Genomic DNA, 23,114 nt, shown 5'->3' on the forward strand with positions numbered 1-23,114 from the left:
GACCAGGAGCGAATCGGTGGCACGCATCGGAGAAGGCGGAGACCTCCTCAAGTGCTCTTTCTGCGGAAAGAGCCAGAAGCAGGTCAAGAAGCTCATCGCCGGCCCCGGGGTGTACATCTGCGACGAGTGCATCGACCTCTGCAACGAGATCATCGAGGAGGAGCTCGCCGAGAGCAGCGAGCTGGGCCTCGACCACCTGCCCAAGCCCCGCGAGATCTTCGACTTCCTCGAGAACTACGTCATCGGTCAGGACGTCGCCAAGAAGTCGCTCGCCGTCGCCGTCTACAACCACTACAAGCGCATCCAGGCCGGTGAGGGCGTCAAGCGCGACGACGACCACGTCGACATCGCGAAGTCCAACATCCTGCTCATCGGGCCCACCGGTTCGGGCAAGACCTACCTCGCGCAGACCCTCGCGAAGATGCTCAACGTCCCCTTCGCCATCGCCGACGCCACGGCGCTGACCGAGGCCGGCTACGTCGGCGAGGACGTCGAGAACATCCTGCTCAAGCTCATCCAGGCCGCGGACTACGACGTCAAGAAGGCCGAGACGGGCATCATCTACATCGACGAGGTCGACAAGATCGCCCGCAAGAGCGAGAACCCGTCGATCACCCGCGACGTCTCGGGCGAGGGCGTGCAGCAGGCGCTGCTCAAGATCCTCGAGGGCACCACCGCGTCGGTGCCGCCGCAGGGCGGGCGCAAGCACCCGCACCAGGAGTTCATCCAGATCGACACGACCAACGTGCTCTTCATCGTCGGCGGCGCGTTCGCCGGCCTCGAGAAGATCATCGAGTCGCGCTCCGGGCGCAAGGGCCTCGGCTTCGGCCAGCCGTTGCACAACCCCAAGGACCTCGGCGACAGCTTCCAGGACGTCATGCCGGAGGACCTCCTGAAGTTCGGGCTCATCCCCGAGTTCATCGGCCGCCTGCCCGTCCTCACCACGCTCGCGCCGCTCGACCAGCAGGCCCTCGTCAACATCCTCACGGTGCCCCGCAACGCGCTCGTGAAGCAGTACCAGAAGATGTTCGAGATCGACGGCGTCGACCTCGAGTTCACCGAGGACGCCATCGCGGCAGTGGCCGACCAGGCGCTGCTGCGCGGCACCGGTGCTCGCGGCCTGCGCGCGATCATGGAGGAGGTCCTCCTCCCCGTCATGTTCGACGTGCCGAGCGACGACGAGATCGCACGCGTCGTCGTGACCCGCGAGGTCGTGCTCGACAACGTCAACCCGACGATCGTGCGCCGCGAGGCCGAGCCGCGCGCCAAGCGCCAGCGCAAGGAATCTGCCTGACGCCCACCGCCGCGTGCGCCCAGCCCACGTCACCGGAGGCCGACGCGATGCCCGCTCCCTTCCGCCTCGTCGCGGGTGACCACGCGCCCGTGCAGCAGACGTCGACGACGTGCGGGTCGGCGTCGCTGACGATCGCCCGCATGCTCGTGAACACGGCGTTCGCGGCGTGGATCCGTGACGGCATACGCAAGGACGCCCGTGAGGGGGACCTGCCCGACACCGGCACCGAGGCGCAGCGGTTCGCCGCCTACGAGCAGGTCGTCGCGGCACGCACGAATTCGCTGGTCGGGGCCGGCCGCCGGCTGCAGCTGCCGTGGCCGCGGGCGCTCGGCACCCCTCCGTGGGGCGCTCTGAACGAGCTCGAGCTCGGTGCGTCCGACCCCGAGGCCGACTACGAGGTGGCCTGGTTCCGCCAGCGGGGGCGGGTGGGCCTCGCGCACACGTACGCCGACCTGCGGGCCCGGGTGCGCGCCGGCCGTCCCGCGCTGCTCTACGTCGGCAGTGCGTGGGCGCCGCGCCACGTCGTGCTCGTCATGCCCGCGACGGGCGAGCAGGAGCTCGACGTCTACGAGCCGTCGGTGGGGCGGGTCGTCGACCTGCCGCAGCACGCGTTCGTCGAGAAGCGCCTGCAGGTCGGTGGCTGGAACCATCCCTGGGCCGCCGTCTGGGCACGATCGAAAGAGCGATCCGTCCCCCGGTGACACGCGACCACGGGGTCGCACGGGCAGGGACGGATCGCTCTTTCGATGGGGAGTCAGCCCATGTGGGCGGGGGCTGCTCCGTCGCTCGCGAGCTCCTTGTGGCGCACGTTGAGCGCGACGAGGGTGATGACGCCGCCGACGGCGATCATGATCGCGGCGACGAGGTAGGCCCGGCTCGCGCCGTAGGTGAAGGCCTCGTCGGAGATCATCTTCTGCGCGGCCGCGAGCTGCTCGCGGGTCGGTGCGGGACCACCCTGCGGCAGCTTCGCCGTCAGCTCGGCGACCTTGTCGTTGAGGTTGTTGACGAAGATCGTGCTCAGCGTCGCCAGGCCGATCGTGCCGCCGACCTGCTGCATCGTGTTGAGCACCGCCGACGCGACCGACGAGTCCTCGTGGGCCACGCCGTGCACGGCGGTCAGCGTGAGCGGCACGAAGATGAGGCCCAGGCCGAACGCGAGGACGACGATCCACGGCAGGAGGTCGGCGGCATACGTGCTCTGCGGCGTGAGATGGGTGAAACCCCACATGCCGAGCGTCGCGAACGCGGCGCCGGCGCCGGAGATCCATCGCGGGTCGACCCGCGCGATGAGGAACGACGCGACCTGCGCCGCGACGACGATGCCGACCGAGAAGGGCAGGAACGCGAGGCCCGACTTGAGCGGGGAGTAGCCGAGGATGTTCTGGATGTAGATGCCGAGGAAGTAGAACATGGCGAACATCCCGGCGCCCACGACGAGCATCACGAAGTACGAGGTGCCGCGCGTGCGGTCGCCCGGGATGCGCATGGGCAGGAGCGGGTGCGCGACGCGGGTCTCGATGACGACGAAGGCCACGAGCAGCGCCGCGCCGATCGCGAGGTAGGTGACGGTCGTCGCGTCGCCCCACGACGTGCTCGCCGCGTGGGTGAGGCCGTAGACGAGGGCCGACAGACCGGCGATCGAGGTGATCGCCCCGGGGATGTCGAGGGAGCCCCGGCCGTCCTCGGACTCGGTGAGGATGCGCTGCGCGAAGACGGCGACGAGCACGCCGATCGGCAGGTTGATGAAGAAGTTCCAGCGCCAGTCGACCTCGGTGAGCGCGCCACCGAGGATGAGACCGATGGCGGCGCCGGCGCCCGACATGGCGGCGAAGACGCCCATCGCGCGGTTGCGCTCCTTGCCGGCGGGGAAGGTGGTCGTGATGAGCGCGAGCGCGTTCGGGGCGGCGAGCGCGCCGCCGAGACCCTGCACGGCACGGGCGGCGAGCATCATCGCCTCGTTCTGGGCGACGCCGGCCACGAGCGAGGCCAGCGTGAAGAGCACGATGCCCCAGACGAACATGCGGCGCCGGCCGTAGAGGTCGCCGAGGCGGCCGCCGAGCAGGAGCACGCCGCCGAACGCGAGCGTGTAGATGGTGACGACCCACTGGAGGTTGGCCTGGCTGAACGCCAGGTCGGTCGCGATGTGGGGGAGTGCGATGTTCACGATCGTGCCGTCGAGCACGATCATGAGCTGGGCGGCGCAGATGACGATCAGCGCGAGGCCGAGCCGCCGGGGCGGGGTGTCGTGCGAGGTGAAGTCGCCCGTGGGCTCTCCCACCTGCAGCGATGTGGTCGAAGACATGGGGTTCCTCTCGGGAGCACGCCTCGGGCGTGCGGAACGGATGCGCCGTGGCGCGTGCGGGATCGGCGCGCGGCGACGTCGGCGGGCGCGATGGGGCCGGCCGAGGCCGGCGGGTGGTGTGGTCGGGCCGGTGGTGCGTGTGGTGCGTGTGGTGCGTGTCGTGCTTTGGTGCGGGGGTGCTGTTGGTCGGGTGCCCGGTCAGCGCGCCTCGGGCGCGGGGGCGAGGGTGGCGGCGCAGGCCGGGAGGACGACGGCGTCGACGAACTCGGCGATGCGCTCCGGCCCCGGCCGCCTCCCCGAGAGCAGCGCCTCGTGGATCGACAGGGACGGCAGGATCATGAGCAGGGTGTCGAGGTCGGCGTCGGCGCCCACCTCGCCCCGGCCCCGGGCGTTCTCGAAGACGGTGCGGGCGGCCGCGATCTTCGGGGCCACGAACCGCTCGTGGATGCCGCGGGCCAGCTCGGGCTCGCGGTGGATGACGGGGAGCAGGGCGCTCCACGTGCCGAGGACGACCTCGTCGTCGAGGCCGCCGTCGGCGCACGCCTGTGCGAGCAGGTCGCCACGGAGCGAGCCGGTGTCGGGGTCCTGCTCGGCAGGACAGTCGACGAAGAGGCCCACGGCGTCGATGACCAGGTCGCGCTTGTGCGGCCAGCGCCGGTAGAGCGTCGCCTTGGACGCCCGCGCCGCCGTGGCCACCGCATCGAAGGTCAGTCGGTCGTAGCCGAGGTCGCGCAGCACGTCGATCGCCGACTCGAGGATCTCGACCTCGCGGTCGCCGGCCACGCGAGGGCGACTGGCGGGCTGCGCCCCGGTCGCGTCTGCGCTCGTGCTCATCCCGTCCTCACTCTCCGATGGATGAAACGAAACTGTTTCGTTTCATCCGAAGAGTAGATCGCGTCTCACCGAAGTGCAAGCGCCTTCCGTGCCGTACCCGGGGGAGGGGGGTTCACTGGTGCTCGAGCGGCGGGCTCGTGCGCATGAGCCAGACCGCGACCGACACGCCGAGCAGACCGATCACGTATGCCGCCGGGCTGAGCGGGTTCGAGCGCCCGGCGAGCAGCCCCGCGAGCAGTGTGACGGGGACGGCCGCGAGGAAGGCCACCCAGGTGTGGCGCAACCAGCGGCGGCCGGTGCGCGGCGTGAACGAGCCGGCCGGCGGCGACGACGCGGACAGGGCCGTGGCCGCGTGGCCCACCACGCATCCCGCCGCACCGGGCAGCGACCACCACGAGAAGGAGCCGGCAGGGGTGAGGGTGAACCATCCGAAGAGCAGCAGTCCCCAGTAGAGGAGCGGAGCGGCCGAGCCGGCCCACATCATCGTCAGCAGCGGCAGCAGGACGAGGGACCACCAGACGGCGTCGAAGCCGCCGGCGGCGAGCCACAGGCTGACGAGGTAGACGAGCACACCACCCATCGCCGCGGCCGTCGCGCCGAGCTGGCTGAGGGACCACTCGGGGCCGGAGCCGAAGCTGAGCGTGCGGCGCACCGGGTGGACTGCCCGGTGTGCGTCCGGGTGCCCGTCGGGCGTCCCGGGCCCGATCGGTGCCTGGGGCACGGTCATCGCCTCGCCATCCGGGGCGCGGAGGCGCGGCGCGCGATGTCGCGCAAAACGTTGTCGAGCGACCCGGGGCCGCGCCACGGCACGACCGGCACGCCGCGCATCCGGAGGTTGTGCACGTCGGCCTCGCGCCCGAGCAGTCGGATGCGCCACGCGAGCGCCTGGTAGATGCTCTTCGGGTCGTGCACCAGATGGTCGGGGAAGGTGTCGACGACGACGACCGTCATGCCGCGGGCGGCGAGCGTGTGCGCCAGCTTCACCATGGTCGGCTCGACGAGCGGCGACAGCACGAGGCAGAGGGCCGCCGGGTCGACCCCGCGGATCGCGTGCTCGCCGGTGTCGCGCCGCTCGGTCGCCGGCACGATCGTGGCGAGCGTGTCGAGGACGCGCCGGAGGTGGTTCGTCCCGGAGCCGACCCCCAGGGTGGGCACCTCGGCAGCCCCGACGGTGCGCAGGGTCAGCCGGTCGTTGCTGCGCAGGAAGTGCTCGCTGATCGCGCCCGCCGCCCGCACGGTGACGTCGAGGCTCGTCGGGCGCCCGTCGATTCCCTCTCGGGGGCCGAGGTCGCTGAAGCAGTCGACGAGCAGGAAGACGTGGGCGTCCTCGTCGGTGAACGTCGATGCCACGTGCAGGGTCCCGGTGCGCATCGAGACCGGCCAGTGGATCCGGCGCAGCCGGTCGCCAGGGTGGAACGGGCGGATCGTGTTGAACTCGGACCCGGAGCCGGGCCGGTTGGAGCGGTTGAGGCCGACGATCCCCCGGGGGTGCGGCGTCGGCGCGCTCGCGTCGAACGCGGCCGGCACCGGGAGCGTGGCCGCGTCGAGGTCGGGCAGGTCGACCGGCCCGGCCCGGAACGCCCCCCACGAGCTGAACAGGGTGATGCTCACCGTGCCGATGCGGCGACGACCCCACCGGGTCGAGCGCAGACCGATGGTGGCCGAGCCGTCGTCGAGCTCGGCGATGCCGCTCGACGGCTTGCGGTCCATCCACGGGACGCGCGCGACGGTCACGACTCCGTGCACGTCGGGCAGCTCCGGTTCCGTGTGCACGTAGAGGCCGGTCACCGACCCCTCGCGGAGGGTCGACTCGCCGAGCCGGGCCGTCCCGGTCACCTCGGCGCGGGGCCGGGTCAGGTGCCCCCAGACGGCGGCCACGACGAGGGGCGTGACGATGACGAGCAGGTCGGGGCGCCGGCCCAGCACCGCGGTGACCGCGCCCGCGGACCCCAGTAGGATCGCCCGCTGGTGGGCAGCCGTCGGCTCCCACGTGCCGAGTCGGCGCGAGGAGGTGCGATGGGGGCGCCAGCTGGTCACGGCCGGTCAGCCCGCCGACGGGCCCGGCACCACGGCCTCGCGTGCCGACGGCGTCGCCACCGTGCGCAGCAGGCTCTCGACGACCGCCGCCCCCGAGGCGTTGCTCATCCACAGCTCCGGCTTGACGGTGATGCGATGGGCCAGCACCGGCACGGCCACCGCCTTGACGTCCTCGGGGGTGACGTAGTCGCGACCGTCGACCACGGCATACGCCCGGGAGCAGAGCAGCAGGCCGAGCGCACCGCGCGGCGAGGCGCCCATGAGGACGTCGCCGTGGCCACGCGTTGCGGCGGCGAGGGCGACGCAGTAGCGGCCGACCGACTCGTCGACGACGGTCGCCTCGATCGCGGCCTGCATCTGCACGAGCGTCTCGGAGTCGACGACGGCCCGCAGCTGCTGCTCCTCCTGCTGCCGCGCCATCCGGTTGGCGAGGATCTGCCATTCCTCGTCGAGCGAGGGGTACCCGAACGAGATGCGCATGAGGAAGCGGTCGAGCTGGGCCTCGGGCAGGGGGTAGGTGCCCTCGTACTCGACGGGGTTGGCGGTGGCGAGCACGTGGAAGGGCCGGGGCAGCTGGAAGGTGCGACCCTCGACGGTGACCTGCTTCTCCTGCATCGCCTCGAGCAGGGCCGCTTGCGTCTTCGGAGGCGTGCGGTTGATCTCGTCGGCGAGGAGCAGCCCGGCGAAGAGCGGGCCCGCGCGGAACTCGAAGTCGCCCGCCCGCTGGTCGTAGATGAACGAGCCCGTGATGTCGCCGGGCAGCAGGTCGGGCGTGAACTGGGCCCGCTTGAACTCCAGACCGAGGGTCTGCGCGAAGCTGCGGGCGGCCAGCGTCTTGCCGAGGCCGGGGAAGTCCTCCATGAGCACGTGGCCACCGGCGAGGATGCCGGCGAGCACCAGGCGCAGCGCCTCGTCCTTGCCGACGACGGCGCGTCCGACCTCGTCGAGGACCGCGCGGCTGCGCTCGCTGACGCGGGAGAGAGGCATCACGGGCATGTCGGTCATGGTCACCACTGCTCGATTCGTCGGAGGATGGGGTCGAGTCGCTGCGGACGGTAGAGGTCGGTCGGCGGCAGCCCGACGAGGAGGTCCCAGAGGTCGGGCGGCGTGACCCCCTGGGCCCACTTCGGCTCCTCCTCGGCGATGATGCCGTGCTTGGCGAAGAGCCGTTCGCGGATGAGCACCTGCAGCTGCAGGTGCAGGTCGTGGACCAGCGACTCGCGGCCCTCGCCCCGGGTGTCGGCGGCCTCGAGCCGGCCGGCGAGGTTGGCCACCCGGAAGTCGTTGCCGCGTCCCTGGCTGCCCAGCTCGCTGTCGACGAGTGGCCAGACGGTGAGGTGCTGGGGCGCCGTGTGGTCGAGCACCTGCCAGACGATCAGCGCCACGGCGACCAGGATCGCGAGCAGGCCTGGCACGTCGGGCTGCAGGCCCAGGGCGGCAGTGAGCAGGGCGACCCCCGCCCACACGGCCACGAGGCCCGCGAGCCGCCGCTTCCACGGCCGCAGCGCCTCTCGGAGGGCGGCGATGGTCGACGTCCGCACGCTCACGGCGCCCCCTCGTCGGGTCGGCCGACCGCACGCGCGGACGCCCCGGCACCGTTCGTCGAGCTGGCACGTGCCGACTTGGCGACGCTCGCCTGCTCGTCCGCGACCCGCTCGAGGTCGGCGATGAGGATCCGGAGGTCGCCGATCGCCCGCGCGCGGTGCCCCTCGCCCAGCGGGTGCACCGAGAAGCGCGCCTCACGGTAGAGAGCTGCGAGGTCGGCGAGGCGCTCGCGGTCGACCGCCCACACGGTGATGACGCGTTCGGTGTACTCGGTCGACGTCTCGGACGCCTGTCGCGGCAGGCCCGTCGCAGCCGCGGACCCCTCGAGGTCGAGCCAGGCTGCGACGATGGCGTTGCGGGGCTCACCGGACTCGAGGTCGCGCAGGCGCTCCCGCGCCGCCTCGAGGAGCTCGGCAGGCACGAGCGGCACGGCGAAGGTCGGCTCCTCGTGCACGACCAGGTGCGGCTTGCGCAGCAGTGCCACGAGCAGCCGCGCGAAGGCGAGCAGCACGACCAGGACCGTCCCCACGAGGAAGATCTGCACGAGGGCGATGAGGAACGGCGAGGGCTCGAAGGGAGCCGTGTCGGTGGTGACCGTCGCGGACGGCAGGGCGTTCGTGTCGAAGGTCCGCGTCGCGGTGGGCACCGGGGGGACCGTCGGTACGAAGGCGGACGGCCTCGACAGGAGCGGCAGCGGGCGGCCGGTGGACGCCACGACCAGTGCGGCCATGACGACGGCACCGACGGCGATGCTCAGCTGCACCCCCCGCCTCGACATGCGCGAAACCCTATGCCAGCGAGGTCGCGCCCACCCGGATTGGCGTCAGATCGTTGCCGTCCCGAGAGGTCGGGACGGCAACGAGGGGTCGTTCACGCCTTGGCGGGCGACTTCTCGACGGGGACGAGCTCGGCGTCACGCACCTCGACGGACTCGCCCTCGGCGTACGTGAGCTCGCTGATGCGACCGCTCGCGCGCAGGTCGGCCTCGGCGGCACGGATGCGCTCGACGGAGGCGGCCGGCGCCACGAGGGTCATGGTGCGCACCTCGGCGCGCATGCCGACCTTGGCCTCGGACTTGACCTTGCGGACGCCGGCCAGGGCCGCACCGACCGCGGGCAGCACCGCGGCGTCGCCGCCGGACGGCAGCTCGTCGCGCGTCGGCCAGGACTGGCGGTGCACCGAGCCCTCGCCGAACCACGACCAGACCTCCTCGGTGGCGTAGGGGATGAACGGCGCGAGCAGGCGCAGCAGCGTCTCGAGCGCGAGGCGCAGCGCGGCGCGGGCGCTCGCCGCCGCCTCGTCACCCTGACCGCCGTAGGCGCGGTCCTTGACGAGCTCGAGGTAGTCGTCGCAGAAGGTCCAGAAGAAGCTCTCGGTGACCTCGAGTGAACGCGTGTAGTCCCAGCCCTCGAAGCCCTGCGTCGCCTTCTCGACGACGTCGGCGAGCGCCGCGAGCATCGACAGGTCGAGGGGGTTCGTGACCGCGGAGCGCAGGTCGCCCGACACGTCACCGAAGCCGAGGGCGAACTTGCTCGCGTTGAGCACCTTGATCGCGAGCCGGCGCCCGACCTTCATCTGGCCGGTGTCGTAGGCGGCGTCGGTGCCGAGGCGACCGGAGGCCGCCCAGTAGCGCACGGCGTCGGCGCCGTTGGCCTTGACGACGTCCTCGGGCGTCTCGGCGTTGCCCTTGGACTTGCTCATCTTCTTGCGGTCGGGGTCGAGGATCCAGCCGCTGATGGCGGCGTGGCGCCACGGTGCGACGCCGTGCTCGAAGAACGACCGCGTGACGGTGGCGAAGAGCCACGTGCGGATGATGTCGTGCCCCTGGGGGCGCATGTCGTAGGGGAAGATCGAGCCGAACAGCGACTCGTCGGAGCCGAGGCGCTCGCCGTCGGGGGCGCCCTCGCGCACCGGCCAGCCGGCCGCGATCTGGGGCGTCAGCGACGACGTGGCCCAGGTGTCCATGATGTCGGGGTCGGCGACGAAGCCACCGGGCACGCCACGCTGCGACTCGTCGTAGCCCAGCGGCACGTCGACCTGCGGGTCGACCGGCAGCGACGCCTCGGGGGCGACGATGGGGTGGTCGTAGTCGGTCTCGCCCTCGGCGTCGAGCGGGTACCAGACCGGGAACGGGACGCCGAAGAAGCGCTGGCGCGAGATGAGCCAGTCACCGTTGAGGCCCTCGACCCAGTTCTTGTAGCGCGAGCGCATGAAGGCGGGGTGGAAGTCCACGGCGTCGCCCATGCCGACGAGCTTGCCGCGGAGGGACTCCTCGCGGCCACCGTTGCGGATGTACCACTGGCGCGACGTGACGATCTCGAGCGGCTTGTCGCCCTTCTCGTAGAAGTTCGCCTTGCGCTGTGTCTTCTGCGGCTCGCCGTCGAGGTCGCCCGACTCGCGCAGCGCCGCGACGACGGCCTCGCGGGCGCTGAAGGTGGTCTTGGTGGCGAGCGACTCGGCGTAGAGGGCCTCGCCCGGGCCGCCGGCGATCCACTCGGGGGTCTCGGCCTGCAGGCGGCCGTTGCGGGTGATGAGCGAGCGGATCGGCAGCTGCAGCTCGCGCCACCACATCACGTCGGTGAGGTCACCGAACGTGCAGCACATGGCGATGCCGGCGCCCTTGTCCATCTCGGCGGCGTGGTGGGCCAGCACCGGCACCTCGACGCCGAAGAGGGGCGAGGTCACGGTCGTGCCGAAGAGCGGCTGGTAGCGCTCGTCGTCGGGGTGCGCGATGAGGGCCACCACCGACGGGATGAGCTCGGGACGGGTCGTCTCGATGTGGACGGGCTCGCCTCCCGCGCGGTGGAACGCCACCCGGTGGTAGGCGCCCGGGTAGTCGCGGGCCTCGAGCTCGGCCTGCGCCACCGCGGTCTGGAACGTCACGTCCCACAGGCCCGGTGCCTCGCTCTGGTAGGCCTCGCCGCGCTCCAGGTTGCGCAGGAAGGCCTGCTGCGCGACGGCGCGCGAGCGCTCGTCGATGGTGCGGTAGGTGATGTTCCAGTCGAGCGAGAAGCCGAGGCGGCGGAAGAGCGACTCGAAGGTGACCTCGTCCTTGACGGTGAGGATGTCGCAGAGCTCGATGAAGTTCTTGCGGCTGATCGCCTGCTGGTCGGCCGGCTTGATCGCCTTGCCCTTGGCGTCGACGCCCTCGGTGAACGGCGGCTCGTAGCCCTCGACGTAGGGCAGCGTCGCGTCACCGCGCACGCCGTAGTAGTTCTGCACACGGCGCTCGGTCGGCAGCCCGTTGTCGTCCCAGCCGATCGGGTAGAAGACCTCGAAGCCCTGCATGCGCTTGTAGCGCGCCATGCAGTCGGTGTGCGTGTAGGAGAACACGTGCCCGACGTGGAGCGAGCCGCTGGCCGTCGGCGGTGGGGTGTCGATCGCGAAGACCTGGTCGCGCGGCGCGGCGAGCGCCTTGGCGCGGTCGAACGAGTAGGTGCCCTCCTGCGCCCATACCTGCATCCACTTCTCCTCGAGGCCGTCGAGCGAGGGCCGCTCGGGGATCCGAGAGTCGGTGGTGGCGGGTGCGTCAGTCATGCGCCCAATCCTTCCATGGGCGAGAGGGTGCCCTCGACCGGCTTTCAGGGCGTATGCCGTCGCGCCGGGTGAGCGGCTGCGTTCCGTGTGCGCCGTCGCCCGTTCCGTCAGAAGTCGCAGCCGGGCAAGTCGCAGCCGTCGAGCCCGTCGCCGCACCCGGACAGACCCTCGAACGAGAAGAGCGAGTCGGTGGCGTCGGTGAAGCCGTCGACGCCGTCGAAGACGTCGCCGACGTCGAGATCGCCCAGGTCGCCCGCGGCGTCGCCGAAGTCCGTCAGGGCGTCGCCGAGGGAGACGTCGCCGCCGTCGCCGCCGAAGTCGTACCAGTCGAGCCCGTCGACGTAGTCGGTCCAGTGGCTGTCCTTCGCCAGCTCGCGCAGCAGCCCTGCGAAGTGGCCGGTCAGGCCGAACGCGACGGCATACGGCAGGTAGCTGCTGAGCAGGGCGCGCTTCTCCTCGAAGCGGAGGCGGTCGGCCTCGGCGGTCGCGAGGTACTCGCGAAAGCCGAGCGCCTGGATGCGCAGCGCGCTGCCCTCCGCGGTGCGCGGCGTGCGCGCCCCGCCCCAGCGGGCGAGGGTGACGAGGGCGAGGACGAGTCCCACGAGCAGCGGCGTGAGGGACCAGTCGTGCGCGTCGGCGAGGTCGGTGGCGAGGACGACCGCCGCGACGAGGGTGAGGGGGACGAGCACGACGAGGCCGACCGCTCGGGTGCGTCCGTTGCGGGCCCGCGGGTGCCGGGCGTACCAGCCGCGGTCGACGACCTCGCGGTAGAGGCCGACCTGGGCCTCGCGCATCGTCATCGCGAACGAGCCCTCGAGGCTCGAGAGCCGCACGGTGTCGCGCCCCTCGAAGAGTCGGTCCAGGAGCAGCTGCTCGAAGGCCGTGGGTGACTCGGCGGGCGGACTGGCGGCTCGACGCAGCTCCCAGTCCCGGGGCCGGCCCCGACCCGTGTCCGTGGCCGGGTCGGCCGAGCCGTGCTCGGGGTCGCGCTCGCGGCTGGCGTCGGCGCCGACCTCGACGATCCGGAACCAGCCGCGCACCGCGAGGTCGACCACCGTCGCGCTCACGTCGTGGGCGTGCGCGACGCCGTCCACGACCGTGCCGACGACGCCGGGCCGCACGTCGCGTGGGGGAGCGAACGCGGGGGCGACCACGCCCGACCACTCCCCGCCTCGCACCCGGTGGCGAGGGGCGTGGGCCGGGTCGTCGGGCACCAGCCCGGGGGTGACGGCGTCGAACACCTCGTCGCGGCCGCGCCACCACTTGACGAGGACGACGAGACCGGCGAGCGCGAGCGGCACGAGCCCGAGGGCCGTGGCACCCACGAAGGTCTGGCGGTCCACGAGGGCCGGCGCGGCGGCGTACGCGCCGGCCTGCCCGACCATCGGCCCGACCCCCGGCCAGGTGATGCTCATCACGTCGTCCCCTGTCGTCAGCCGGGGCCTGCGAGGCGCGCGGGGCCACCGGCGTGCCGAAGCGTAGCCGCGCAGGGCAGAGTGTCCCCATGGAGCCCGTCTACTCGTCCGTCATCGGCTTCGCCCGCGGGGTGTTCGCCATGCAGGGACTCAAGTTCACCATCCTCGGCGACGACAACGTGCCGCGCACCGGCGGCGCCGTCATGGTCGTCAACCACACGGGCTACATGGACTTCGCCTACGCGGGCCTCGCGGCGCAGAAGTCGGGCCGGCTCGTGCGGTTCATGGCCAAGGACGGCGTGTTCTCGCACCCCGTCAGCGGCCCGCTCATGCGCGGCATGAAGCACATTCCCGTCGACCGCACCGCGGGGGCGGCGTCGTATGCCGCCGCCGTCGACGCGCTCAAGGCGGGGGAGATCGTCGGGGTCTTCCCGGAGGCCACGATCTCGCGCTCGTTCGAGCTCAAGGACTTCAAGACCGGCGCTGCCCGGATGGCCGCCGAGGCCGGGGTGCCGATCCTCCCCGTGGTCATCTGGGGCTCGCAGCGGGTCTGGACCAAGGGGCACCCGAAGCGCCTCGGGCGCACCAACGTGCCGATCATCATGTCGGTCGGCGAGCCCATCCCGGTCGCGGCCGACGCCGACCCCGAGGAGGTGACCGCCCGCTACAAGGCGGTCATGGCGCACATGCTCGACGTCGCCCGGGCCGCCTACGAGCCGCTCACCGGTCCCGACCTCAAGTACCTCCCGGCGAGCATGGGCGGCACCGCCCCGACGCTCGCCGAGGCGACCCGGCTCGACGAGGCCGAGTCGGCCGAGCGGCAGCGTCGCGCCGACGAGCGGCGCGGCTTCTCGTCCGACGCGTGACAGGGGCACCTCCGCCGCGCCGGTAGCCTTTCGGGCATGGCTCGTCAGGCACGTCAGCGCGTCCCCGAGGGTCCGGCCCCGGACCCCGCGGTCCAGAAGCTCCGGATCCGCTACACGAAGCGGGGGCGCCTGCGGTTCACCTCGAGCCGCGACTTCCAGCGTGCGCTCGAGCGCGCCCTGCGCCGCGCGGACGTGCCGATGGCGTTCTCCGCGGGCTTCCACCCGCACCCGAAGATCAGCTACGCGAACGCCGCGGCCACGGGCACGGCGAGCGAGGCGGAGTACTTCGAGATCTCGGTGACGCAGCGCGTCGACGTCGAGTCGGTGCGGGAGGCCCTGGACGAGGCCCTGCCCGACGGCATCGACATCCTCCAGGTCGTCGAGGCGGCGCCCGGCGCGCTCGCCGACCGCCTCGAGGCGAGCGACTGGGTGCTGGAGTTCGCGGGGCTCCCCGTCGAGGTCCTCGAGACCGCCGTCCAGGCGCTGCTGGCCCGCGACACGGCCGAGGTGACACGCATGACGAAGTCGGGTCCGCGCACCTTCGACGTGCGTGGATCCATCGTGTCGGCACGCGTGACGACCTCTGCCGACGCGCTCACGGACGTCGTGGCGACTCACGTTGTCGGCGACGACTGTGCGATACTGCGCATGGTCGTACGGCACACCACACCTGCTGTACGCCCCGACGACATTCTGACCGCGCTGCGTGAGATCGCCGACCTGCAGCCTCCGCGTCCGCCACTGGTGACGCGTCTGGCGCAGGGACCGCTCGACACCGCAACCGCGAGGGTGACCGACCCGTTGGAATGACCCACCAGGTCATGACGGCGAAGCGGTTGCCGACGAGAACGCCGACGGCATTCGATCACGGGGCCGCGCCCAGCGCGAACCGTTTTCGGGTGTAGCGAGACGACTTCCGTCCCGCCGCACTCGCGGCGCGACGACTGCAACCGCACTCGTGCGGTGTTGACGGCCCCGGCCGGCGTGTGGGTCACACCGCACCTGACGGGAGACTGCCTGATGGCACCCAACGACAACACCAACGGCGAGAACTCCGGCGAGGGCTTCGGCGAGAGCGTCCGCGACAGCGCGGGCGACGACACGCTGTTCCCGGCCGAGAAGGCCCCCCGTCGTCGAGCCACGCGCCGCACGACGAAGAAGGCAGCCGCCGCCGAGCCGGCCCTCGAGCCGGCATCCGTGCAGGAGGCGGAGGCCGCTGCCGAGGCCGGTGCCGAGGTCGGTGACACCGGAGCGGCGCCTGCGGAGGCCGCCGACACCACCGGCACAACCGACACCACCGACACCACCGACACCAAGCGTCCGGCCCGCAAGCGCGCCACCCGCAAGAAGGCCGCCGACGCCGGTGAGGTGGCACCGGCCGCGAAGGCGACCTCGAGGCGCGGATCCCGCACCACCAAGGCAGACCGTGCCGCCGCGGCCCTCGAGGAGCTCATGGCAGAAGTGGGGTCCTCCGACCCCGTCGAGGCGCCGACCGACGCCGTGACCGAGGGTCTGACCGAGGCGCCCACGGACGCACCGCTCGACCCCGCGTCGCTCGTCGACGTCGAGGCGCTCGACGAGACGGAGGAGCCCGAGGCGATCTTCGGCGCGAAGGGCAGCGACGACTCGGGCGACGACGACCGCCCCGCGGCGGTGGTCCCCAGCTTCAGCGTCCTCTTCCAGGCCCCCGACGCGTCCAAGGCGGCGCCGACCCGACGCCGCCGCGCGGCCTCCGCGCCCGAGCAGGCTCCCCAGCCTGCCGCGGACGCCGAGGACGCCGAGGACGTCGAGGAGGTCGAGGAGCCGCAGGCCGCCGACGAGCGGGGCCCAGTCGACGAGCAGACCGACGACGACGCCCCTCGACGCTCGCGCCGCCGTCGTGGTGGCAAGGGCCGCCGGGGTCGCGCCTCCGACGAGGACGAGTCGCAGGACCAGACAGCTGACGAGGCCGACGACGAGGGCGGTTCGCGCCGCTCCTCCGCCGATGCGGGAGACCGCGACGAGTCCGACGTGGAGTCGGCCGGCGACTCGGCCGATGGCGAGGGCGAGGGCGACGACGAGGGTGGCTCGAGCCGCCGTCGCCGGCGTCGTCGCCGTGCGGGCTCCTCCTCCGACGCGGGTGACGACAGCCCCAACGTGTCCACCCGCGTGCGCCAGCCGCGGGCCCAGAGCGACGAGCCGGTGGCGGTCAAGGGCTCGACCCGCCTCGAGGCCAAGAAGCAGCGCCGCCGCGAGGGCCGCGAGGCCGGGCGTCGCCGCACGATCATCACCGAGGCCGAGTTCCTCGCCCGCCGCGAGGCCGTCGACCGTGTCATGGTGGTGCGCAACAAGGACGGTCGCACCCAGATGGGTGTGCTCGAGGACGGCGTCCTCGTCGAGCACTACATCGACCAGGCCACGAACGTGTCGATGGCCGGCAACATCTACCTCGGCCGCGTCCAGAACGTGCTGCCCTCGATGGAGGCCGCCTTCGTCGACATCGGCAAGGGTCGCAACGCCGTGCTCTACGCCGGTGAGGTCAACTGGGATGCCGCCGGTCTCGAGGCCAACCAGCCCAAGCGCATCGAGAACGCGCTGAGCTCCGGCCAGACGGTGCTCGTCCAGGTGACGAAGGACCCGATCGGCCACAAGGGCGCGCGTCTGACCTCGCAGATCTCACTGCCCGGCCGCTACCTCGTCTACGTGCCCAACAGCTCGATGACCGGCATCAGCCGCAAGCTGCCCGACACCGAGCGGGCGCGCCTGAAGAAGATCCTCCGCGAGGTCGTCCCGGACTCGGCGGGCGTCATCGTACGCACCGCGGCCGAGGGGGCGAGCGAGGAGGAGCTGCGCGCCGACGTCGAGCGCCTCACGCGTACGTGGGAGGACATCCAGGCCAAGGCCGAGGCCTCGTCGACCCCTCGTGCCGGCAAGAGCAAGGGCAAGAAGAAGAACGGCGGCTCGGGCTCCGCGACCGGCGGCGGCCAGGCCCCGATGCTCCTCCACGGCGAGCCCGACCTCACGGTGCGCGTCATCCGTGACGTCTTCAACGAGGACTTCAAGCAGCTCGTCGTCGCCGGCGACCAGGCGTGGAACGAGATCCACCCCTACATCAGCGCGGTCGCTCCCGACCTCGCCGACCGCGTCACGAAGTGGACGGCGGAGGAGGACCTCTTCACGCACCACCGCGTCGACGAGCAGCTCTCCAAGGCGATGGACCGCAAGGTCTGGCTGCCCAGCGGTGGCTCGCTCGTCATCGACCGCACCGAGGCGATGACGGTCGTCGACGTCAACACCGGCAAGTTCGTCGGCTCGGGTGGCAACCTCGAGGAGACCGTCACCAAGAACAACATCGAGGCGGCCGAGGAGATCGTGCGCCAGCTCCGGCTGCGCGACATCGGCGGCATCATCGTCATCGACTTCATCGACATGGTGCTCGAGAGCAACCGCGAGCTCGTGGTCCGGCGCCTGCTCGAGTGCCTCGGCCGTGACCGCACCAAGCACCAGGTCGCCGAGGTCACCTCGCTCGGCCTCGTCCAGATGACGCGCAAGCGGGTGGGCTCGGGCCTCATCGAGGTCTTCTCCGAGACGTGCGAGCACTGCAACGGGCGCGGCTTCATCATCCACGCCGACCCGGTCGACCGCGGCGCGCACCAGCACGAGTCCGGCCAGGGCGACGGGGGCGGCAGCAGCAGCCGCCGGCGTGGGCGCGGTCAGGGCGGTCAGGGTGGCGGCCAGGGCGGTCAGGGCGGCAGCTCGTCCGGCGGCAACCAGGGCTCCGGTCAGGGCGGCTCGCAGGGCAACGGCCAGCAGGCCCCCGGCCACGCCGAGAGCAAGCCGAGCGGGCCCACGGCGGCGCAGATCGCCGCGGCTGCCCACGCGGCGGCGCTCAAGAGTGCCTCGGGCCAGCCCGCCGGTGAGGCGGCCGAGGAGGCCATCGCCGAGGTCAAGGCGGAGGTGGCAGCCGAGGTCGCAGCCGGGGCGAAGGCCGACGGGCACCCGCACGCGTTCCCCGAGGACTCCGGGCCCTGGTCCGGTGACGACGCCCACGAGGGTGCGTCCGACGACCAGGGCACTCAGGGTGGCTCGCACGTCGAGCTCGAGTCCGACGTCACCGACGAGACGCCCACCGAGACCTCCACCGACACCTCCACCGAGACGCCCACCGAGGAGCCGGCCGAGGTGCCCGTCGCCGCGTCGGTCGAGTCTGAGGGCCCGACCCGGGTCGAGGCCGTCGTGGACGTGCAGCCGGCAGCGCGTGGCCGACGTCGTCGCGGCCGGGTGGTGGCCCCTGCCGGGCCGCCGCGTGCGACCGGTGGGTCAGGCCCGTCGAGCGAGGCCTGACCTCGGTTTGGAGCTGGGCCGTCCCAGCCGGTAATCTTGTTCCTTGGTGCGCCCACCGGGCCCGTGTTGACGGGCCGGTGCCGAAAGCGGCGTTCCGAACCCTGATGAGAGAGTGAGTTTCACTGTGTACGCGATTGTTCGCGCTGGCGGTCGCCAGGAGAAGGTGTCGGTGGGCGATGTCCTGCTCGTCGACAAGGTGACGGGTCAGCCCGGCGATGCCATCGAGCTCACGCCGCTGCTCCTCGTTGACGGCACGACCGTCACGTCCGACGCCGACAAGCTGTCGAAGGTGTCGGTCAAGGCCGAGGTCGTCAAGGCCGCCAAGGGCCCCAAGATCGTCATCATGAAGTACAAGAACAAGACCGGCTACCGCAAGCGTCAGGGCCACCGTCAGCCGCTGACCCAGGTCAAGATCACTGACATCACCGCGTGATCGACGCCTGACCGGCTCGGCACAGAACCTCTCAAGGAGTAACTGACATGGCACACAAGAAGGGTGCGTCCTCGACCCGCAACGGTCGCGACTCGAACGCACAGTTCCTCGGCGTCAAGCGTTTCGGTGGCCAGAAGGTCAACGCGGGCGAGATCCTCGTCCGTCAGCGCGGCACGCACTTCCACCCGGGTGAGGGTGTCGGTCGCGGTGGCGACGACACGCTGTTCGCCCTCGTCGCCGGCGCCGTCAAGTTCGGCACCAAGCGCGGCCGCAAGACGGTCAACATCGAGCAGGTCGAGACCGCCGCTGCCGAGTGATCACCTGATCACGCACTGAGCTTTCTTCGGAAGGGCGGGCCCGCGTGGCCCGCCCTTCCGCCTTTCCCGGCCCACCCGGCATACGTCATCGCGTATGCCGGTGGGCCACCCTGATCTGGAAGAGTGACCTCCCATGGCAGTGACCTTCGTCGACCGCGTGGTGCTGCACCTCAGCGCCGGAGCGGGCGGGCACGGTGTGGCCTCCGTCAAGCGCGAGAAGTTCAAGCCGCTGGGCGGCCCTGACGGCGGCAACGGCGGCCGGGGCGGCTCCGTCATCCTGCGGGTAGACCCGCAGTCGACGACGCTGCTCGAGTACCACCGCCACCCGCACCGCAAGGCCGGCAACGGCGCGCCGGGTGCCGGTGACGAGCGCAACGGCGCCGACGGTGACGACCTCGTGCTTCCCGTGCCGGAGGGGACCGTCGTCAAGGACCGCTCGGGCGAGGTCATCGTCGACCTCGTCGGCATGGGCACCGAGCACGTCATAGCCGCGGGCGGCCGTGGGGGACTCGGCAACAAGGCTCTGGCCAGTGCCCGGCGCAAGGCTCCGGGCTTCGCCCTGCTGGGCGAGCCGGGCGAGGACGTCGAGGTCGTGCTCGAGCTGAAGTCGCTCGCCGACGTCGCCCTCATCGGGTTCCCGAGCGCGGGCAAGTCCTCCCTCGTTTCGGTGCTGTCGGCGGCCAAGCCGAAGATCGCCGACTACCCGTTCACCACGCTGGTGCCGAACCTCGGCGTCGTGACGGCCGGTTCGAGCCGGTTCACGATCGCCGACGTGCCGGGTCTCATCCCGGGCGCCCACGAGGGCAAGGGCCTGGGCCTCGAGTTCCTGCGCCACGTCGAGCGCTGCTCGGTGCTCGTGCACGTCATCGACTGCGCGACGCTCGAGCCGGGCCGCGACCCGATGACCGACCTCGACGTCATCGAGAAGGAGCTGTCGCTCTACGTGCCCGACGCCTCGCTCGGTGGCCGGCCGCTGTCCGAGCGCACCCGCATCGTCGTGCTCAACAAGGCCGACGTCCCCGAGGCGCGCGAGCTGGCCGAGATGGTCAAGCCCGACCTCGAGGCGCGCGGCATCGAGGTGTTCATCGTCTCGGCGGTCGCCCACCAGGGCCTGCGCGAGCTCACCTTTGCGATGGCCCGGCACGTGGACCAGGCGCGGGCCGAGATCGAGGCCGAGGCGGCGGTGCCGAAGCGGGTCGTGCTCCGGCCGAAGTCGGTCGACGACAAGGGCTTCGCCGTCACGAAGGAGAACGGCTCCGACGGCGTCTTCTTCCGCGTCACCGGCGACCGCCCGGTCCGCTGGGTGCGCCAGACCGACTTCAGCAACGACGAGGCCGTCGGCTACCTCGCCGACCGCCTCGGGCGGCTCGGCGTCGAGGACGAGCTCTTCAAGGCCGGGGCCGTCGCGGGCGACACCGTCGTCATCGGCGCGACCGACGATGCCGTCGTCTTCGACTGGGAGCCGACGCTGCAGGCGGGTGCCGAGCTGCTCGGCTCGCGTGGCACCGACCTGCGCCTCGCGGAGTCCTCGCGTCCGACGCGTGACGAGAAGCGCGAGGCCCAGCGCGACCGCTACGCCGCGCGAGCCGCGACGCAGGAGGAGCTCGAGGCCGAGCGCCGCTCGGGCCTGTGGCATCTCGCCGCCGACTCCGACGACGACGCCTGACGGGAAAGCGCGCACTCGACGCCAACCCCACTCGAGTGCTCACTTCCTGACGGCATGGCCCCGTCGAGTGCTCAGTTCCTGAGGTCGGAAAGTGAGCACTCGACGTGACGGGAGCGCGGCAAAGTGCCCACTCGACGGTGGGGGCGGCCGTCGCGCCTTAGGGTGTCGGCATGAGCTCGTGGGGCACGCTGTGGCGTCGCGGTCACCTCGGCACCGAGGCCGACCGCGCCACCTACCGCACCCTGCACACGGCCCTGCTCGCCTCGCCGCCGCTGCGGATGGGCCTGACGCCCACGGCAGCCGAGCGCTCGCTCAAGCACCTGCGTTCGCTGCTCGGCGCGCCGGCCGTGGCGATGACCGACACGAACGGACTGCTCGCCTGGGACGGCGGCCGCTCGCACCACTCGCACCAGCCGGCCGTGATCTCCGCGGGCACGCTCGGTCACGGCCGCACGACGGTCGTCGACGGCGCCGACGTGGCCTGCGCCGAACCGTCGTGCGTGGTGCGCCAGGCGATCGTCGCACCGCTGGACGTCGACGAGAAGGTCGTCGGGACCTTGCAGGTCTTCACGGGCAACGCCTCCGCCGGCCTCGTGCGCGCGACCACCGAGGTGGCGCGCTGGGTCTCGGGTCAGCTCGAGCTGGCCGAGCTCGACGCGTCGCGCACCCGTCTCATGGAGGCAGAGGTGCGGGCCCTGCGCGCGCAGATCAGCCCGCACTTCATCTACAACTCGCTCACCGCGATCGCCTCGTTCACCCGCACCGACCCCGAGCGCGCGCGTGAGCTGCTCGTGGACCTCGCCGAGTTCACCCGCTACTCGTTCCGTCGGCACGGCGAGTTCACGACGCTCGCCGAGGAGCTGCGCTCGATCGAGGCGTACCTCGTCATCGAGAAGGCCCGCTTCGGCGACCGGCTCACGGTGACGGTCCGCGTCGCGCCCGAGGTGCTGCCCGTCGTCGTGCCCTTCCTCTGCCTGCAGCCGCTCGTCGAGAACGCCGTCCAGCACGGCATCGAGGGCCGGGCCGGCGAGGGCCAGATCAGCATCCTCGCGCAGGACGTCGACCACGAGTGCGTCGTGACGATCGAGGACAACGGTGTCGGGGAGGACCCCGAACGCGTACGCCGGGTGCTCGCGGGCGACCCGGGCAGCGACTCCGTGGGGCTGGCCAACGTCGACGAGCGGCTGCGCACGGCCTTCGGCGACGACTACGGGCTCGTCGTCGAGACGGCGCCCGGCGCGGGCACGAAGGTCGTCGTGCGCCTGCCGAAGTTCCGACCGGGGGTGCACGTGTGAGCAGCACAGCCACCTCGCCCGCGCCGAACGGCAACCAGCTGCTGCGGGTGCTCGCCGTCGACGACGAGGCTCCCGCGCTCGACGAGCTCGTCTGGATGCTCGGCCGCCACGAGTGCGTGCGCCAGGTCGTGCCGGCGGGTTCGGGCGAGGCCGCGCTGCGGGTGCTGCACGAGGGGCAGGTCGACGCGATCTTCATGGACGTGCAGATGCCCGGCCTCAGCGGCCTCGACCTCGCGCGGGTGCTCTCGCGGTTCTCGACGCAGCCGCCCATCGTCTTCGTGACGGCGCACGAGCAGCATGCCGTCGACGCGTTCGAGCTCAACGTCGTCGACTACGTGCTCAAGCCGGTGCGTGACGAGCGGCTCGACCAGGCCGTCCGGCGCGTCGTGCGGCAGGTCCAGGGCCGCGAGAGCGCGGCGGAGACCTACGACGACGAGCAGATCGTCGTCGAGCTGGCCGGGGTGAGCCGGCTCGTGCCGAGGTCCGAGGTTCTCTTCGTCGAGGCCCAGGGAGACTACGCACGCCTGCACACAGCGAGCGAGAGCCACCTCGTGCGGGTCCCGCTCTCCGCGCTCGCCGACCAGTGGCGCGAGGCCGGCTTCGTGCGCATCCACCGCTCATCGCTCGTCGCGCTCGGTCACATCACCGAGTGGCGCACCGAGGCGGGCCGCACCACCGTCGTCGTCGGTGGCCACGAGCTCGTCGTGAGCCGTCGCCACACGCGTGCCCTGCGCGACCTGCTCGTGCGTCGCGCGCAGCCGCTCGGGCGGGGCGGGTCGTGAGCGCAAGCGACGACACCACCCCTGGCCGTATGCCGCCGGGCGGGGGAGAGCGGCCGGCCGCCGACCCTGCCCCGGCGCCCGGAGGGGCAGCGCGTGCCAGGGTGCGGGTGACGAGCCCTCGCACGTCGGCCGCCCGCACGCGTACGGTCTCGATCGCCTCCGAGATCGACGAGCAGACGCGGCTCGGCGAGGTCTACATCACCTCGCTCATGCGCAGCCAGCTGCGCCTGGCCCTCGGCGTGCTGCTCGTCATCGCCTCGACGCTGGGGCTGCTCCCGCTCGCGTTCCACCTCTTTCCCGAGATCGGGCGGGTCGACGTGCTGGGGGTGCCCCTGCCGTGGCTGCTGCTCACCGTCGTGGCGTTCGCCGAGATCATCACGCTCGGATGGCTCTACGTGCGTCGGGCCGAGCGCAACGAGGCGACCTTCAGCGACCTGCTCGAGGGTCGGTGAGCGACGTGGCCGCTCC

Annotated in this window: 20 protein-coding genes; 11 read left to right on the forward strand and 9 right to left on the reverse strand. The window is 71.9% G+C overall.

Translation table 11 applies throughout. From position 1 onward, the window contains the following. Positions 1 to 16 precede the first annotated feature (16 nt). Together clpX and ACYVNR_RS01575 are read left to right on the forward strand one after the other, a co-directional pair. Complete coding sequence (gene clpX, locus ACYVNR_RS01570; RefSeq protein WP_458803512.1) at positions 17 to 1,294, forward strand: ATP-dependent Clp protease ATP-binding subunit ClpX; 1,278 nt, start codon at positions 17 to 19, stop codon at positions 1,292 to 1,294. A gap of 47 nt (positions 1,295 to 1,341) precedes the next feature. Continuing rightward, complete coding sequence (locus tag ACYVNR_RS01575) at positions 1,342 to 1,995, forward strand: hypothetical protein (RefSeq protein ID WP_461046094.1); 654 nt, start codon at positions 1,342 to 1,344, stop codon at positions 1,993 to 1,995. Positions 1,996 to 2,048: 53 nt separating this feature from the next. Here ACYVNR_RS01575 and ACYVNR_RS01580 read toward each other — a convergent pair whose 3' ends face one another. From ACYVNR_RS01580 to ACYVNR_RS01620, 9 genes are all read right to left on the reverse strand, one after another. Then, the gene (locus tag ACYVNR_RS01580; protein ID WP_458803508.1) at positions 2,049 to 3,596 is read right to left on the reverse strand and encodes a DHA2 family efflux MFS transporter permease subunit; all 1,548 of its coding nucleotides are present in this window, start codon (positions 3,594 to 3,596) and stop codon (positions 2,049 to 2,051) included. A gap of 198 nt (positions 3,597 to 3,794) precedes the next feature. After that, positions 3,795 to 4,430, reverse strand: a complete 636-nt coding sequence (locus ACYVNR_RS01585) for a TetR/AcrR family transcriptional regulator (protein ID WP_052677202.1) — start codon at positions 4,428 to 4,430, stop codon at positions 3,795 to 3,797. A 112-nt stretch (positions 4,431 to 4,542) separates the two neighbouring features. Next, positions 4,543 to 5,151, reverse strand: coding sequence for a hypothetical protein (locus tag ACYVNR_RS01590; RefSeq protein WP_461046097.1), 609 nt, complete (start codon positions 5,149 to 5,151; stop codon positions 4,543 to 4,545). Positions 5,152 to 5,153: 2 nt separating this feature from the next. Next, positions 5,154 to 6,467, reverse strand: coding sequence for a DUF58 domain-containing protein (locus ACYVNR_RS01595; protein WP_461046098.1), 1,314 nt, complete (start codon positions 6,465 to 6,467; stop codon positions 5,154 to 5,156). Between the two features lie 6 nt (positions 6,468 to 6,473). Beyond that, on the reverse strand, positions 6,474 to 7,472 hold the full coding sequence (locus tag ACYVNR_RS01600) for an AAA family ATPase (protein ID WP_461046100.1): 999 nt from the start codon (positions 7,470 to 7,472) through the stop codon (positions 6,474 to 6,476). A 2-nt stretch (positions 7,473 to 7,474) separates the two neighbouring features. Further along, complete coding sequence (locus ACYVNR_RS01605; RefSeq protein WP_461046102.1) at positions 7,475 to 8,014, reverse strand: hypothetical protein; 540 nt, start codon at positions 8,012 to 8,014, stop codon at positions 7,475 to 7,477. Continuing rightward, a complete protein-coding gene (locus ACYVNR_RS01610) occupies positions 8,011 to 8,790 on the reverse strand; it encodes a DUF4129 domain-containing protein (protein ID WP_461046104.1) in 780 nt (259 codons plus the stop codon). Before ACYVNR_RS01610 ends, ACYVNR_RS01605 begins: the two co-directional genes overlap by 4 nt. A 92-nt stretch (positions 8,791 to 8,882) precedes the next feature. Beyond that, on the reverse strand, positions 8,883 to 11,549 hold the full coding sequence (valS, locus tag ACYVNR_RS01615; RefSeq protein ID WP_461046105.1) for a valine--tRNA ligase: 2,667 nt from the start codon (positions 11,547 to 11,549) through the stop codon (positions 8,883 to 8,885). Between the two features lie 107 nt (positions 11,550 to 11,656). Then, positions 11,657 to 12,964, reverse strand: coding sequence for a DUF2207 family protein (locus tag ACYVNR_RS01620; protein WP_461046107.1), 1,308 nt, complete (start codon positions 12,962 to 12,964; stop codon positions 11,657 to 11,659). An 89-nt stretch (positions 12,965 to 13,053) separates the two neighbouring features. On the opposite strand from ACYVNR_RS01620, the gene ACYVNR_RS01625 reads away from it, so the two are divergent. From ACYVNR_RS01625 to ACYVNR_RS01665, 9 genes are all read left to right on the forward strand, one after another. Continuing rightward, on the forward strand, positions 13,054 to 13,830 hold the full coding sequence (locus tag ACYVNR_RS01625; protein WP_045190107.1) for a lysophospholipid acyltransferase family protein: 777 nt from the start codon (positions 13,054 to 13,056) through the stop codon (positions 13,828 to 13,830). 36 nt (positions 13,831 to 13,866) lie between these two features. Continuing rightward, a complete protein-coding gene (locus ACYVNR_RS01630) occupies positions 13,867 to 14,640 on the forward strand; it encodes a TIGR03936 family radical SAM-associated protein (protein WP_045190105.1) in 774 nt (257 codons plus the stop codon). 210 nt (positions 14,641 to 14,850) lie between these two features. Continuing rightward, positions 14,851 to 18,153, forward strand: coding sequence for an Rne/Rng family ribonuclease (locus ACYVNR_RS01635; RefSeq protein WP_461046110.1), 3,303 nt, complete (start codon positions 14,851 to 14,853; stop codon positions 18,151 to 18,153). Positions 18,154 to 18,277: 124 nt separating this feature from the next. After that, a complete protein-coding gene (gene rplU / locus ACYVNR_RS01640; protein ID WP_045190103.1) occupies positions 18,278 to 18,586 on the forward strand; it encodes a 50S ribosomal protein L21 in 309 nt (102 codons plus the stop codon). A 47-nt stretch (positions 18,587 to 18,633) separates the two neighbouring features. Then, positions 18,634 to 18,903, forward strand: coding sequence for a 50S ribosomal protein L27 (rpmA, locus tag ACYVNR_RS01645; RefSeq protein WP_045190101.1), 270 nt, complete (start codon positions 18,634 to 18,636; stop codon positions 18,901 to 18,903). 133 nt (positions 18,904 to 19,036) lie between these two features. Continuing rightward, positions 19,037 to 20,569 (forward strand): GTPase ObgE, encoded by a 1,533-nt coding sequence (gene obgE / locus ACYVNR_RS01650; RefSeq protein ID WP_461046111.1) that lies wholly within the window; start codon positions 19,037 to 19,039, stop codon positions 20,567 to 20,569. Positions 20,570 to 20,739: 170 nt separating this feature from the next. Beyond that, positions 20,740 to 21,864 (forward strand): sensor histidine kinase, encoded by a 1,125-nt coding sequence (locus ACYVNR_RS01655; RefSeq protein WP_045190097.1) that lies wholly within the window; start codon positions 20,740 to 20,742, stop codon positions 21,862 to 21,864. Beyond that, complete coding sequence (locus ACYVNR_RS01660) at positions 21,861 to 22,646, forward strand: LytR/AlgR family response regulator transcription factor (RefSeq protein WP_461046113.1); 786 nt, start codon at positions 21,861 to 21,863, stop codon at positions 22,644 to 22,646. The genes ACYVNR_RS01655 and ACYVNR_RS01660 overlap by 4 nt, the downstream gene beginning before the upstream one ends. Beyond that, the gene (locus tag ACYVNR_RS01665) at positions 22,643 to 23,098 is read left to right on the forward strand and encodes a hypothetical protein (protein ID WP_461046114.1); all 456 of its coding nucleotides are present in this window, start codon (positions 22,643 to 22,645) and stop codon (positions 23,096 to 23,098) included. Before ACYVNR_RS01660 ends, ACYVNR_RS01665 begins: the two co-directional genes overlap by 4 nt. Positions 23,099 to 23,114 lie beyond the last annotated feature (16 nt).

It is taken from the genome of Terrabacter koreensis, assembly GCF_054783315.1.

Coding starts and splice junctions, on each gene's coding strand:
- ACYVNR_RS01600 (WP_461046100.1), bottom strand. CDS start 7,472: ATGACCGACATGCCCGTGATGCCTCTCTCCCGCGTCAGCGAGCGCAGC.
- ACYVNR_RS01580 (WP_458803508.1), bottom strand. CDS start 3,596: ATGTCTTCGACCACATCGCTGCAGGTGGGAGAGCCCACGGGCGACTTC.
- ACYVNR_RS01610 (WP_461046104.1), bottom strand. CDS start 8,790: ATGTCGAGGCGGGGGGTGCAGCTGAGCATCGCCGTCGGTGCCGTCGTC.
- ACYVNR_RS01620 (WP_461046107.1), bottom strand. CDS start 12,964: ATGAGCATCACCTGGCCGGGGGTCGGGCCGATGGTCGGGCAGGCCGGC.
- ACYVNR_RS01655 (WP_045190097.1), top strand. CDS start 20,740: ATGAGCTCGTGGGGCACGCTGTGGCGTCGCGGTCACCTCGGCACCGAG.
- rpmA (WP_045190101.1), top strand. CDS start 18,634: ATGGCACACAAGAAGGGTGCGTCCTCGACCCGCAACGGTCGCGACTCG.
- ACYVNR_RS01630 (WP_045190105.1), top strand. CDS start 13,867: ATGGCTCGTCAGGCACGTCAGCGCGTCCCCGAGGGTCCGGCCCCGGAC.
- ACYVNR_RS01585 (WP_052677202.1), bottom strand. CDS start 4,430: ATGAGCACGAGCGCAGACGCGACCGGGGCGCAGCCCGCCAGTCGCCCT.
- obgE (WP_461046111.1), top strand. CDS start 19,037: ATGGCAGTGACCTTCGTCGACCGCGTGGTGCTGCACCTCAGCGCCGGA.
- valS (WP_461046105.1), bottom strand. CDS start 11,549: ATGACTGACGCACCCGCCACCACCGACTCTCGGATCCCCGAGCGGCCC.
- ACYVNR_RS01575 (WP_461046094.1), top strand. CDS start 1,342: ATGCCCGCTCCCTTCCGCCTCGTCGCGGGTGACCACGCGCCCGTGCAG.
- ACYVNR_RS01625 (WP_045190107.1), top strand. CDS start 13,054: ATGGAGCCCGTCTACTCGTCCGTCATCGGCTTCGCCCGCGGGGTGTTC.
- ACYVNR_RS01635 (WP_461046110.1), top strand. CDS start 14,851: ATGGCACCCAACGACAACACCAACGGCGAGAACTCCGGCGAGGGCTTC.